Source organism: uncultured Enterovirga sp. (assembly GCF_964242715.1).
Classification (GTDB): domain Bacteria; phylum Pseudomonadota; class Alphaproteobacteria; order Rhizobiales; family Beijerinckiaceae; genus Enterovirga.
In genome coordinates this window covers 1-13,439 of record NZ_CAXTAZ010000079.1, presented here as the reverse complement: position 1 = coordinate 13,439, position 13,439 = coordinate 1, and the positions used below count along the sequence as shown (strand labels likewise).

General features: G+C 66.2%; 11 protein-coding genes and 3 pseudogenes. 3 read left to right on the top strand and 11 right to left on the bottom strand.

The window, feature by feature from the left end; genetic code table 11:
• The 3 genes from leuD to ACFE87_RS23565 all read right to left on the bottom strand — a co-directional run.
• Positions 1 to 555: 3-isopropylmalate dehydratase small subunit (gene leuD, locus ACFE87_RS23575; protein ID WP_375462101.1), on the bottom strand; the 555-nt coding region annotated here is incomplete at its 3' end.
• 1 nt (position 556) lies between these two features.
• The gene (leuC, locus tag ACFE87_RS23570) at positions 557 to 1,963 is read right to left on the bottom strand and encodes a 3-isopropylmalate dehydratase large subunit (protein ID WP_375462100.1); all 1,407 of its coding nucleotides are present in this window, start codon (positions 1,961 to 1,963) and stop codon (positions 557 to 559) included.
• Positions 1,960 to 2,847 (bottom strand): oxaloacetate decarboxylase, encoded by an 888-nt coding sequence (locus tag ACFE87_RS23565; RefSeq protein ID WP_375462099.1) that lies wholly within the window; start codon positions 2,845 to 2,847, stop codon positions 1,960 to 1,962. The genes leuC and ACFE87_RS23565 overlap by 4 nt, the downstream gene beginning before the upstream one ends.
• 139 nt (positions 2,848 to 2,986) lie before the next feature.
• Between ACFE87_RS23565 and ACFE87_RS23560 the strand changes: the two genes are divergently transcribed.
• Entirely contained in the window at positions 2,987 to 3,820 is an 834-nt protein-coding gene (locus ACFE87_RS23560) for a GntR family transcriptional regulator (protein ID WP_375462098.1), read from the top strand.
• A 294-nt stretch (positions 3,821 to 4,114) separates the two neighbouring features.
• Here the strand turns inward: ACFE87_RS23560 and metG are convergent, their stop codons facing one another.
• From metG to ACFE87_RS23520, 8 genes and pseudogenes are all read right to left on the bottom strand, one after another.
• Positions 4,115 to 5,803, bottom strand: coding sequence for a methionine--tRNA ligase (gene metG / locus ACFE87_RS23555; protein WP_375462097.1), 1,689 nt, complete (start codon positions 5,801 to 5,803; stop codon positions 4,115 to 4,117).
• Positions 5,804 to 6,110: 307 nt separating this feature from the next.
• Positions 6,111 to 6,740 (bottom strand): LysE family translocator, encoded by a 630-nt coding sequence (locus tag ACFE87_RS23550; RefSeq protein ID WP_375462096.1) that lies wholly within the window; start codon positions 6,738 to 6,740, stop codon positions 6,111 to 6,113.
• Positions 6,741 to 6,925: 185 nt separating this feature from the next.
• Positions 6,926 to 7,705 carry an alpha/beta fold hydrolase gene (locus ACFE87_RS23545; RefSeq protein ID WP_375462095.1) on the bottom strand — a complete coding sequence of 260 codons (780 nt, stop codon included), beginning with the start codon at positions 7,703 to 7,705 and terminating at the stop codon, positions 6,926 to 6,928.
• Positions 7,706 to 7,758: 53 nt separating this feature from the next.
• Entirely contained in the window at positions 7,759 to 8,322 is a 564-nt protein-coding gene (locus tag ACFE87_RS23540) for a cytochrome b (protein WP_375462094.1), read from the bottom strand.
• A complete protein-coding gene (locus ACFE87_RS23535) occupies positions 8,319 to 9,314 on the bottom strand; it encodes a catalase family peroxidase (protein WP_375462093.1) in 996 nt (331 codons plus the stop codon). Before ACFE87_RS23535 ends, ACFE87_RS23540 begins: the two co-directional genes overlap by 4 nt.
• Before the next feature lie 710 nt (positions 9,315 to 10,024).
• Positions 10,025 to 10,186, bottom strand: a pseudogene (locus ACFE87_RS23530) (molybdopterin-binding protein); the annotation flags it as partial.
• Between the two features lie 191 nt (positions 10,187 to 10,377).
• Positions 10,378 to 10,584, bottom strand: coding sequence for a hypothetical protein (locus ACFE87_RS23525; protein ID WP_375462092.1), 207 nt, complete (start codon positions 10,582 to 10,584; stop codon positions 10,378 to 10,380).
• Between the two features lie 207 nt (positions 10,585 to 10,791).
• A complete protein-coding gene (locus ACFE87_RS23520) occupies positions 10,792 to 11,118 on the bottom strand; it encodes a hypothetical protein (RefSeq protein WP_375462091.1) in 327 nt (108 codons plus the stop codon).
• Positions 11,119 to 12,425: 1,307 nt separating this feature from the next.
• On the opposite strand from ACFE87_RS23520, the pseudogene ACFE87_RS23515 reads away from it, so the two are divergent.
• Positions 12,426 to 13,023 (top strand): annotated as a pseudogene (locus ACFE87_RS23515) (transposase); the annotation flags it as partial.
• 223 nt (positions 13,024 to 13,246) lie between these two features.
• Positions 13,247 to 13,439: pseudogene (locus tag ACFE87_RS23510) on the top strand (hypothetical protein); the annotation flags it as partial.

Sequence of the window (13,439 nt, the reverse complement as noted above, 5' to 3'; positions counted from 1 at the left end):
GATCGCGCCCCGCTGCCTTAGCGTTTGGCCGAGGTCGTCGAGACCTTCGAGAAGGATCTCGCGGCGTTGCGGGTCGATGTTGAAGGCGATGCGAGCGCCTTCCGGCGATGTGACGACCTGCTTGACCAGATCGATCGTGACCGGCGCGCCGCCGGCGGCCTCGGCGGCCAGCTGCTCGATGGTGGCGGCCGGCAAGGCGACCGGCAGCAGGCCATTCTGAAAGCAATTGTTGTAGAAGATGTCGCCGAAGCTGTCTGCTATCACGCAGCGGAGCCCGGCGCCCATCAAGGCCCAGACCGCGCCCTCGCGCGACGAGCCGCAGCCGAAATTCGCGCCCGCGAGCAGGATCGGCGCTCTCCGGAAGGTCGGCCGGTTCAGCACGAAGTCTGGGTCCTCGCCGCCGTCCGGCAGGTAGCGGAGGGGCTCGAAGGCGTAGGGCCCGAGTTCGTCGCGCTTGAGGCTGGTCAGACGGTCGATGCGGATGATGACGTCCGTGTCGATCTGCGCCCGCAGCAGAGGCGCGGCAGGGCCGGAGACGATCGAGACCTTGTCCACGTCAGATCCTCCGCACGTCGGCGATGGCGCCCGACACGGCAGCCGCCGCCGCCATGGCGGGGCTCGCGAGGTGGGTGCGGGCGCCCGGGCCTTGCCGGCCCACAAAGTTGCGGTTGGAGGTGGAGACCGACCTCGCGCCCGGCGGCACGCGCTCGCCATTGGCGGCGACGCACATCGAGCAGCCGGGTTCGCGCCACTCGAAGCCCGCCTCGACGAAGACGTGGTCGAGCCCTTCCGCCACGGCGTCACGCTTGACCTGCTCGGAGCCCGGAACGACCCAGGCCGTGACGCCGGCCGCGACGCGCCGGCCACGCGCGACGTTCGCGGCTTCGCGCAGGTCGGAAAGGCGCGAGTTGGCGCAGGAGCCGATGAAAACCCAGTCGACCTTTGTGCCGGCGATCGGCCGCCCGGGTTCGAGGCCCATATAGTCGAGCGCTGCCCCCCAGGCCTCCCGTTGCGCCGCGTCGGACGCGCGGTCCGGCGACGGAATGGTTTCATCGATGCCGATCGCGTGCTCGGGGCTCGTGCCCCAGGTGACGGTCGGTGGCACGTCGGCCGCCCTGAATGTCTCCTCACGATCGAAAACGGCCTCGTCATCCGTCACCAGCGTGCGCCAGTGCGCAACGGCGCGATCGAAGTCCCGACCTTTCGGAGCGAAGCGCCGTCCTTCGACGAAGGCGAAGGTGGCCCCGTCCGGCGCCACCTGGGCGATCTTCGAGCCGAGTTCGACCGACAGGTTGCAGATGGTCATCCGGCCTTCGATGCCCATCGCCCTCACGGCGGAGCCGGCATGCTCGATCGCGTATCCGGCCCCGGCCGCCGCCCCGAGGCGACCGATCGCGTGCAGGATCATGTCCTTGGGCGTCACGCCTTGCCCGAGCGCGCCCTCGAAGGTGAGCCGCATGCGCTTCGGCTTCAGCTGCCGGAGCGTCTGGGTGGCGAGCGCGTGGGTCAGCTCCGACGAGCCGACCCCGAAGGCGAGCGCGCCGAGGCCGCCATTGGTGCAGGTGTGGCTGTCGCCGCAGATCAGGGTGGCGCCCGGAAGCGTCACGCCGAGCTCGGGCCCCATTACATGGACGATCCCCTGCCCGATCCGGCCTACGTCGAAGAATCGGATGCCGCTGTCGGCCGAGAGGCGCTTGAGCCCGGCCCACAGCTTCGCACCGGGCCCGTAGGTCTCGCCATTCCGACCGGGCGCGCTGGACACCGCGTGGTCGGGCGTCGCGAAATTGAGCTCGGGATTAGCGACCGTGAGGCCCTTGCCGGCAACTTCCGTCAAGGCGGCCGTCCCCGACAGGTCATGAAGCAAATGACGGTCGATGTGGAGCAGCGCCCAGCCCGCACCGAGGTCGGCGACCACGTGCTCGTCCCAGATCTTATCAAACAGCGTTTTGCCCACCGCGCTCACTCCGCCGCCAGCGCCGGAGCGCTTCGGTCCGACCGGAAGCGCTCGCCCAGCGCCATCCACTCGTCCGAGCCGAGGCGGCGAAAGCGCTCCGACACCGGCGGTCCGCCCGCCGACGACGGCGGGGCGTCCGTCTTCCGCAGGGCCTGGAGCGCCTCATCGAAGGCGTCCATGGCGGCTACGATGAGAAGGCTCGGCAGGATCGCGAGCCGGTAGCCCATGGCGCGGGCGGCCGCGAAGTCGAGATCGGGCGTTTTGCCGCCACGCACGATGTTGAGAAGGCAGGGGCCTCGGACGCCTTGCGGGATCGAGGCCAGCTCCTCCAGGGAGCGGGCGGCCTCGACGAAGGCGATGTCGGCGCCGGCGGCGAGCGCCTCGTTCACGCGCGCGATAGCCTCGTCGAGCCCGTGCGTCGCGCCGGCGTCGCTGCGAGCGATGATCACGAAGTCGGGGTCGCGGCGGGCGGCGACCGCGGCCCGGATCTTGGACGTGAACTCGTCACGGGAGACCACCTCCTTACCGTCGAGATGGCCGCAGCGCTTCTGGGTGACTTGGTCCTCGATGTGAACGGCCGCGACGCCTCGACCCTCGTATTCGCGGACGGCTCGCGTCACGTTAAGCTCGTTGCCGAAGCCGGTGTCGGCGTCGGCGATCACCGGGATGTCGACCGAGCGCGCGAGCGTGCCGGCATTAGCGACCATCTCGCTCATCGTCGCTAGCCCGAGATCGGGGAAGCCAAGAGCGGCGGCCGTGCCGGCCCCAGTCATGTAGACGGCCGAGAAGCCCGCCTGCTCGACGAGCTTGGCGCCCATGCCATCATAGGCCCCGGGAGCGACCACGAGGTCCCGGTCGCGCAACAAGGCCCGCAATGCCGCTCTCGGTCCCATGTGTCCCTCCCCACGGGTCCGGGCCGTCGGCGTGCCCGCTTCACAGTTGGCGACGTTCCTCTCACAGGATATAAGAAGTGTCAACACTGGTCATGACAAGTTCTGATTCGGTTGTGGTAAGCTCGCGGGAGGGATGAGGATGTCCGAGCAGGAGCGGCGAAGCGCCAACATGTCGGCGGCGGGATCGCCTCATCGCTACGGCCGCATCATGGCCGCTCTGCGCGCCGACATCCTGGGCGGGGCGCTTCAGCCGGGCGACGGTCTCCCGAGCGAGCGAGCCCTGGAGGAGCGGTTCGGGGTGTCGCGGATCACGGTCCGACGCGCGCTGGAGGAGCTCGCTCAGGAGCGACTCATCGAGCGCCGGCAGGGGCGAAGGACGGTCGTCCTAGGTCCAGCCCCGCCCCGCCTAGTCGGGACCGTCGCCGGCGGCCACACGGACATGCTCCAGCTCGGCCGGGTCACGGAAGCGCGCGTGCGCACCTTCGAGTGGCGCATCGCGTCCGCCGGGCTAGCGGAGAAGCTCGACCTCGCGGAAGGCGACCAGGTCCTCTACGTCGCGCGCGTCCGTTTCCGAGACGGCGCTCCGGTTTTCCACACGGAGGCTTGGCTGCCGCGCGCGGTCGGCCTGCTGATCGATCGCTCCATGCTGGAGCGGACTCCCATCCTCGACCTCATGATGGAGGGTGGCGTCGAGGTGGCGAGTTCGCGGCAGATCATGTCGGCGGCGCCTTGCCCGGACTGGCTCGCGCCCCTGCTCGACATCGCGGTCGGCGATCCAGTGTTCCGGCTTGACCGCACCGTTCGGGACGGCGCCGACCGACCTGTTCAGTTTCTTGTCTCGATGTTCCGGTGGGACAGGTTCAGCTACCAGATCGAAGCGCTTCACTCCCCGCCCGGAGTTTCACCCGCAACGGCAGCCTTGCGAGCGCGACACTCCGGGCTCGTTGCCATCGGAGCACTCGACGATAGGTGACACCCATGCAGGAGTTAGAATACGCCAGAACTCGCTAAGAGGGTCCGCCAGCGGGAAACAGATGACTCCCGACACCCTCTCCTACTCCACTCCGGGCGAACGCGGCCCCTCTCTGCCGCAAGCGGATGAGGAAGCTTAAGGCGCTCAGCCGACCTTCAATCGACCCTCCCTGAGGGACTTAGGTTTGCCAAGAGCTACCTGTCCGCTTTCGAGCGAGCGCCCTGGAAAGGCGAATGCTGCCGTCCCCTCCGGTGTCGACCTGACGTTGACATCGACGCTGCCGGTCAGCCGTGGTCATTCATATGCGGAGCCGAGATGTTCGGGACCAAGCTTCGCGACGGGCTCGAAGGAAAGCGGTAGCTCCGCGCCGGGGAACCTGTCGCCCAGGATCAGATCCTCGACATCGGTGGGCCACGCTGGAACGCTCGCGCTCACGCGCCCCATCGGGGTGACCGCAGAGATGGCGGAGGCGGCGAGGTCCGGAATGATGCTCCAGGCCGCGATGGCGCATATCTCGATGAGGCTCAGGGCCACGCGGGTGACTACCGCCGCGCGCGGACGATCGTGCCGGAGCAGGGACCAAGGGGCGGCGTCCTGGACGTAGGCGTTCGCCCGGGTCCAGAGCGCCCGCGTTTCGGCCGCCGCCCGCCGAAACTCCCGCGCTTCGTGATGCGCGCGGATTGAGGACAACTGTCCATCGACCTCTGCCACGAGCGCGCGTTCGGCCTCTCCGACCTGCCCGCCTGCAGGTATCCGTCCCTCGAAGGCCGTGGCCGTGAAGCGTGTCACGCGTTGGACGAGGTTGCCGAAGACATCAGCGAGGTCCTTGTTCACGTCCGCCACGAACCGGGTTGCGCGGAAATCGACGTCGGCGCTCTCGGGGGCGTTCGCAATTAGCCACCAACGCCACCGGTCGGCGGGTAGCGTGTCGAGCGCTGCCTCGCAGGAGAGGCCGCGCCCTTGGCTCGTCGAGAACTTGCCGCCTTCGTGAGTGAGCCAGTGGAAGCCCTTGATCACGTCCACAGTGCGCCAGGGCTCGCCAGAGCCGATCAGGGTGCCGGGGAAGCTCACGGCATGAAATGGCACGTTGTCCTTCCCGAGGAACTGGACGTATCGGGTTTCCCGGGCAGCCTCGCCCCACCACCAGTCCCGCCAGTCTCGGCCCTGGGCGGCAGCCCAGTCCTGGGTGGCGGCAATGTAGGCGATGGGTGCATCGAACCAGACGTAGAACACCTTCGCCTCGAAGCCACGGCGCGGCACCGGCACGCCCCAATCGAGGTCACGTGTTATGCAGCGATCCTTGAGATCGGCCGTCAGCCAGCTTCGCGCGAGCGCGGCGACGAAGGGTGGCCAGCCCGAGCGCGTGTCGAGCCAAGCGTTCAAGCGGTCCACGAGAGCCGACTGGCGCAAGAACAAGTGGCGGCTCTCACGCAGCTCCAGCTGAGTATCGCCCGTCAGCGCCGAGCGCGGCCCGATCAAGTCAACGGGATCGAGCAAGGTGCCGCAGGCGTCGCATTGGTCTCCCCGCGCGTCGGCATCACCGCAATGAGGACAGGTGCCGAGGACGTATCGGTCGGGCAGGTAACGGCCGTCTGAGGGTGACCAGACCTGCAAGACGTCGCGCTCGGCGATCAGCCCGGCGTCGTCCAGCCGACGGTAGAAGTGCTGGGTGAGTGCGTGGTTGGAAGGCGCGGAGGAACGTCCGAAGTAGTCGAAGGAGAGACCGAAACGGTTATAAGTGTTCGCCTGATGTACGTGCTCGCCATCGCAGAAGCTGCGGGGATCGAGTCCAGCCTTGGCCGCCGCGATTTCAGTGGGCGTGCCGTGTTCGTCGGTTGCGCAGATGAAGAGCACCTCGCTGCCAATCTGGCGGTGAAAGCGGGCGTGCACGTCGGCGGGTAAAAGCGAGCCAACAAGGTTGCCGAGATGTTTGGCACCGCTGACGTAGGGCAGCGCACTGGTGATGAGAATGCGGCGTGACATGTGGGAGCGTCCCGTGTGGAGAGGGTGGACGCGCCGAACCCGTGGCAAACAAAAAGCTCTCCCGCTCGGCACGGATGGGCTGGGTTCGGCGCTCTCGCCTGTCTCGCGCTGACGCGCGTCACCCTCTCCGGCCGGACCTCACGCGGTCCGGCCGGGTCATTCGCTGGGCACAGGCGATAACCGAACGCATCAGAGGTGCCTACCGCGTGAATAGGGCACCATACAGGAGATGCCGTGCTGCCACGGCGATATCCGCCTCCCACCACTCAGACGTTCGGTGTCGAGGTTAGCATCTGATCTGGGCTGCCTACGTCGGCAGTCGCGCCGTCAGTACCTTCAAGCTGGCTGCTGCGAACACGACAGCAAAGGCCGCCTCGAACCAGCGCCGCAGGCGCAGGTAGCCGTGCGACACCCACCGGTTCGAAAACAGCCACGCATAGAGGCTGAAGGTGAGCGTGTTCTGCACGCCGATCGCCACGATCACGATGGCAAGGTCCAACAGCGCGGTCTGGTGCGAGACGCCGAGCGTGTAGAGCGAGCCGAAGAACAGCACGGGCTTCGGGTTGGTCAGATGCAGGGCAAGGCCCTTGGCGTAGGTGCGGGCGGGCGAGGGTTCGAGCTTCGTGTGCGCGGTGCACGCGGGACCGAAAATCGCATTTCGGGCCGACTTGAACGCCAGGAACAGGAGGTAGGCGGCACCGAGATAGCGCATTGCCTCGAAGGCCCAGGTGCTCGACGCCATGACGGCCGCAAGCCCGAGGGCTGCCGCGCTTGACCATGCGAGCGAGCCCGTGGCGACGCCAAGCGCGAGTGCGAGTCCGGCCCTTCGGCCCGCCTGCATCGACGTGTCGGCGATGGCCAGCGTCGCAGGTCCGGGGCTGGCGCTCGCCAAGAAGGCGGTCGAGAGGATGAGCGGCAGGTTCAGTGACGTGAGCATGGAGATCCGCTGGTGAATACAGGCGCCGGAACGAGCGTCAGAAAGTTGCCCCCTTGAAGGCGCGATTTCTGCGCGCCGGTCACGAAGCCGTTCGGCTTATCGATTATTTCGCAAGGGGTGCCCGTCTCGGAAGACGGCGTGCACTCCAGGAGCTGAGCGAGTGACGCAATCTCGGGCGGCTTTGGTCAGAGGCGGCTTGGCGGCCGCCCGGCTGCCTCAAGGATGAGGTCCGCGATCTTCTGCGGATGCGAGATCAGGGACAGGTGGCTCGCCTTGAGCTCGATTGTCCTCGCGTTCATGCGCTTGGCCATGAACCGCTCAAGATCGGGGTTGATCGTCCGGTCTTCGCTCGACACCGCGTAGAAGCTCGGTTTCAACTGCCAGGCCGCCTGGGTGGTCTTGCCGGTCAGCAAAGCCTTGCGAAACGGCTGCTGGACCGCGAACAGTACCTTGGCCCGCTCCGGCGGCAGGTCGCCCGCGAAGTCCCTCAGGAAGGCGGCTTCGCTCAAGCGCCCCTCGTCGCCATCGAACACGATTCCAGCTGAGGCAGGAGGCGTCGGGTAGGTCTTGGCCAGTGCCGTGTAATCCTCGCCGGCATCCGGCGCCCGAGCGGCGACGTATACGAGCGCAGAGACGTTGGGGTGGACACCGGCCTCGGTCACGATCATCCCGGAGAACGAGTGGCCGACGAGCACGGTTGGTCCCTCCTGCCGGGCGAGGACGCGCTGTGCGGATGCGACGGCCTCCTCCAGGGTGGTCAGTGGGTTCTGCACGGAGGTGACGTTGAGGCCCGCGGCCTGCAGCTTGGGAATCACCTCCGACCAGCATGACCCATCGGCGAACAGCCCGTGCACGAGGACCACGTTGCGTGCCTGCGGCAGCTCCTGGCCGCTCACCCTTCCTGGGAGTAGCGACGCCACCGCAGAGAGGGTGAGTGTGCGGTTCAGGGTTCGACGGGTTATCATGGATGGGCTTCTCCGTTCACGCAGGCACCAAGGACCTCGCTTGGCTTCGAGCGTCAGTCCAAAGGGGCCGCGGGATCGCGAACTCGTATCGGTGCCATAGCCTCGAACACACCGTCTCGTCGGATGAGCGCGTGAAACAGGACCGCTGCGATATGAATGAGGATGACGGCGAATAGCACGAAGGCGAGCGTGCGGTGGGCATTCCAGAGCGCCGTGTGCAGAGCGTCGCTCTGAGGCGCGATTGGGGGAAGCCGATACCCGCCAAATAGCTCCACCAGATAAGCAGCCGCGGACAGCATGCCCCAACCAAGCAGCGGCATCGCGATCATTAGGACGTAAAGCAGCACATGGGAGAGCTTCGCCGCGAGCTTCATCGGTTGGGGCAGGTCAGGCGGCAGCGCAGGTGCGCCGGCCTTGAGACGCAGGACGAGGCGCAGGAGCGCCAACACCAGAATCCCGATACCGAGCGGCTTGTGGATCGACACGAGCGTCAGATAGGTGGCCGTCACGGTTGATACCATGCCGACGCCTATGAACAGCATAGCGAGGATGCAAATGGCCATAAGCCAGTGCAGGACGCGCTGCGTCGGCGTGAAATGATCGCGATCGGCTCTCATCGTGGCGCCTCCGTCGTGGTCCGTGGATATCGATCGGCTTCGGACGTGCGCCGGTTGTAGGAGACCGAATATGCGGCGGAGCGCGCCGCCGGGAAGGGATCGTCCGAGGTGCGCATCCCAGATGGCAGCACGGTAGGGTCGAAATTGACCTCGCGGCAGGGACCGTCCGCTTCCGGCTGGACCCGGTCCACCTGGAGAACGCCCACATCGATCGTGCGCCGGCTCTCCGGCCATGGCTTGCTTGGGTCGGCCGTCGGATCCCCGGGTTCGGCGACGGTGACGGACAGGGTCCAGCGCTGCGGGCCTGCCGCCACGCGGTCCCCGATCTCCCGTTCGAGGAAGTCGCTCGCCCGGGCCTTCATTTCGTTTGCCGAGATGTGGACCGGCCGCGCCGCTGGAACGAGGGACCAGCGCACGACATGGTCGTCGCCGGATGCGTTGGTGAAAATGAAGCTGTTGAGCCCATTGTAGCGCTCTTCGGCATAGCTCTGGGTAAACGGTGCACTCGCCGCCCAGGCGCCGAAGGCCGCAAACTCCGGGTGGGCGGCCGCGAAGCGCTTTATGGCGTTCGGATCCTCCTTGCGTCCGGAGGCGACCAGCAGCTCGTAGAATGCCTCGGGTGTCGCCACGGGCAAGAACGGCAGATCGGTCATGGCAGTGCGCCATTCCTGGCCGTCGGGCGTCCTGACCTGCAGGCTGATACCGCGTACGCGTACTGTCGCGTCCACGACCTTCGGATCGGGGGTTCCGAGATTGAAGCGTCCCGTGACCGGGTAACGACCGGGCGCGAACACCTGCGCCTTGGACAGCGACACTCCGGCGCCGTTAGCCTCGAAAGTGCCGGTGAAACAGACACCTTTGGCATGATTCCGGCGGTAGCCTAGAGCCGGACCCGACTGGGGCGCCAAAGCATCCACCAGGCGTGCGGGCGTCAGGCGCCCCGGCGAGAGCCAGCCAGCTGTATATGCGAACGCCGCGGCCCCCCCGCCCACGACGGCCCCGATGAGAAGGAAAGATCCAATAGTCGAACGCGTGGATAGTCGTGGCACAGAAGAGTTCCTCGCTGGTCCGGCATGCCGGTGACTTGAATAGGGAAGAGCAACGACGGAGGACGTTGGCCGACCAAAGGCAAAAGACTAGTCCTCAGCAAAGGCCCCCTTTCGCGCGCTCGCTGCAGCACGTCGACAGCTTGCTTCCGCGCTGGAATAAGTCTGCCGCTCCTGGCGAGCCTCCGCTATGCAGTCCGCCATAGGACGAAAGCGAGGACGCCCGCTTCTCGCACGCGCTTTCGTCAATGCTAATGTCGAAGGCTGCCGAATTCTTGATCGTTCCTGCCAACGCGAATGCCGCTCCTCAAGCGCTCAAGCCGCCGTGCTCGCAGTCAGCGGCCCGCCCCGTTTTGATGCGCGAGACGATCGAGATCGATCGCTTCCTAAGGAGGAGATGCCCGTGAGGCTCGAATCCTTCGCCGCGATCCGCCTGCCTAATCAGAGCGCGCGGATCATGGCTTCGATCATGAGAGACGCCGGCTTGCCGTGGACACCGCTGCTGTCGCAGGCAGGCATCGCTTGCAGCATCATCGATGAGCCTAACGGCGTCGTGTCAGGCGCCCAGGAATGTCGCCTTCAGGAAGCCTTCGTGCAGGCCACCCGGCACATGCCCGGCGCTTGGTTTCGGATTCGGCATGTCCACTGCCCTCTCCTCCGTCCATCTGCTCATATCCTCGGTCTTCCCAGTAGCTTCCGTTGCCGCCCCATAGACCGGCAAAACTATCGACGATTTCGATGCGCGTGATGTACTTCGCATGCTTGTAGCCCAGCTGCCGTTCGACGCGCAGGCGGAGCGGAGCGCCGTCTGCGAGCGTGGCGTTCGTCATGGTGTTGTTGGGCTTCGATCCCATCCGAAGCTGCCCTCGCCGGTAACCTTCAGTGCTGGTGGAGGGATCAGGACCTCAAGCGCGCCATCGCCCCCATCCTTCGTGGGAAGCGAAGCAATACCGACATAGACGCCGGGCTTGATGTCGGCGACGGCCGCGAGCCCGACGCTTGAGACCATTCATCCCTGGCTAAGAGCAATGTCGACGGTCTGTCCTTCGCGCGTGTTCACCCTCAGCGCCTGGTCGCCGAAACTGACAATGGCACCACGCACGCGAACCGGCTCTGGCATCGCGCTCTGGGCATAGGCGGGCGAGCCAATGCCCGTGGCGAGCGGCATGGTGAGGACGGCGGCCGCGAGAATGGCCGAAACACGTTTCTGAAGCATGGTTCTTCCTTGTGTGAAATAGCAGCTAGTGTCTGGCGGGATGGTGGTGGCTTGTGCGTCGCGCCCCGCAGAAGCCAATCAGAAGCAGCGGTGGCGGGTGCGCCGCCTGCTGCTAGGCACCGGCGGGCGATCGCGCCCTCTAAACGCGTGAACCCGGGCCGCCGCTTGGGAGGCCCGGGGTTCGTCGTGAGTCACAGGTCAGAACGGCTATCGATTGGGGTTCAGGTCGTTCGCCGGCCCGCCCGCATGGGTGCCGCTGTAGTGGTAGGCCGGATCCTTGACGACAGGGGTGCTCGGCGCCGGCCGCCCCTCCGGGATCAGCGCATTTGCCGGGCCGCCGGCATGCGTGCCGCTGTAGCGATAGGCCGGATCCTTGACGACAGGGGTGCTCGGCGCCGGCCGCCCCTCCGGGATCAGCGCATTTGCCGGGCCGCCGGCATGGGTGCCGCTGTAGCGATAGGCCGGGTCCGCAGGCTCGGCAAGCGCCGCCCCGGACAAGAGCAACAGGGCAGCGACGGAGTACAGAGTCTTCATGGCAGTCTCCTTAGTGTCTGGCGCGATGGGGGTGGCTTGTGCGTCGCGCCCCGCAGAAGCCAATCAGGAGCAACGGCGTTCTTCACCTGTGGAAAGGAATCCATGATGTTCCAGAACTCCCACCCTCGGGATTCATTTTGATTTTTGGGTAGCTGGCCGAGAGGTGCTCCGCACGAGCGCGGCTGGGTAAGATGTCGGCTTGGGGCGAACATCCTCCTCTCGAAAGTCCAGGCAGGGAGGGCGGTTCAACGTTGCTGCATGCGACGAGCGTACAATCGCTTCGCAGTCCTCGCGAGCGAACTCCAATAGTTTGCACGCCGAGTCGGGAATTGAGCTCACTATTGGGCGACCAGTAACATCAACGGGGTAGCAGATATCGTAACGGTTGCCTGTTTCACCTGGCGTGAAAGTGGGCCCGCGCTCAGCGTTGGCACAGCCACAAAGACTCAGGCATATGATCGGCGCGCCAACCCACCAGACTACCGTGTTCATTCCAAGCTCCATGGTTGAAACCGAGACCCTGTTTAGGCTGCCTCGCGGTGGTCTCGCCCAGACGTGCGAACGGTCTCGCAATCGCGGGAGCAAAGAAGCCTCAGTAGACGCCGCGGTTAGGGCGCTTCTCGATTGCTTAGTCTCCGTAGCGAGATCGATGTGAGCTCGGGCAGCTAACTGAAGAATGCCGTGCATCATCTACGATTACGCGCCGCCGCCATCGGACTGTCGGCGGTATTCGCAGTAGGCGCCGCGGTCCTCGAATCCTGCGGGGCAACTCGGAACGCACGCCCCGGCGACGAACTTCAAAGGGGGCCTGCAATACGAACCTGCCCTCTGTTCGAATGGCTGTCCGAGGCCAGCGGGACTGCCGAGAAGTAATCCTGCGACGACGCAGGTCCATAGCCGCTTCATAACGCCCCCGTTTCAGCGGCAGCCTGCACGCGCAGCATCCGTATTCATCCAGTCTGCCTCGAAGACATCCGGGCGCCTGCTGACGTTCACCAAGCGCTGCGGTCGCTCGACCGTGCCCCGCTTCTCTCACGCACCATCTGTGCTGCTAATGTCGGATGGTGCCGAATATTTGCTCTTTTCTGCCAACACGGCGGCCCGGTTCAGAGCTTCTTCGCCAGTAGAGATGCCCGAATCGCCTGACGCTTGGTCAGGCCGCGGCGTTTGGGCCTGGGCGGGCTGGTCGCGGGCGGATCATCGGGCGCCGGTTCCCGCAGCAGGTCAACCGGCTTCGCGTCAAGCGCGTTCGCGATTTCCCACAGGCTGACGACCGTCGGATTGCGCTTGCCGGCCTCCAGCCCGCTCAGGCCGAGATCAAGGCCGGCCGGATCCCGGAGGCCTGGGCCGACAAGCCGGCGAAGCTCGCCCAGAAGGACCGGGACGCGCGCTGGACCGTGAAGTGGTCGAAGGCGAGCCCGCCGCCGACGGTTCGCCTCGGGTCGATCTCGCTGTGCCGGCCTTCGGGTACAAGAACCACGTCGGCATCGACTGGCGCCACGGGCTGATCCGAACCTGGGCGGCGACGGACGCCGCCCGCCACGATGGCGCGCAACTGGCGAATCTCGTCACCGGGCGAACACCGGTAGCGGCGTCTGGGCTGATACGGCCTATCGCTCGAAGGCGAACGAGCAGCATCTGGCCGAGCGCGGCTTCGTCTCGCGCATCCACCGCAAGAAGCCTCCAGGCCGGCCCATGCCGGCCAACGTCGCCCGCGCGAACGGAGCCAAGTCGAAGGTTCGCAGCGCGGTCGAGCACGTCTTCGCCCGCCAGAAGGGGCCGATGGCTCTTGTCGTGCGAACGATCGGGATCGCCCGGGCGACCGTGAAGATCGACCTCGCAAACCTCGTCTACAACATGCGCCGCGCCACCTGGCTCACCCGGCAGCAAGCCATCCCGGCCTGAGCCGGTACAGGGAGACGCCCCCGCGCTCGGCGCTGACGGGCGATACTCAACTGGAACTGCTTGAAAGCCGCCACCTGTTCTTGCGCCAGTCCGCTCTCGTGGACCGTTTGAACGTGATCCTCCCCCGGTTCCGCGGACACCTCTGATACGCTCCATGTGGGCGAGGGACGGTGTCTGATGGTGAAGACGACGAGAGTTCACGCCCGAGTTCAAGCGGGAGGCCGTGGCGCTGTTGGAGAGCAGTGGTCGGCCGCAGATGCAGATCGCTGCCGAACTCGGGATCCAGCCCTCCATGCTGAGGCAATGGCGCACGACGGTGAACGGGGCCGCATTGCGGCCGCGACCGGCACATGTCGGCGCGTCGCCGCTCCTGCTCGGACATCCTCATCCCTCCCGCGAGCTTACCACAACCGAAT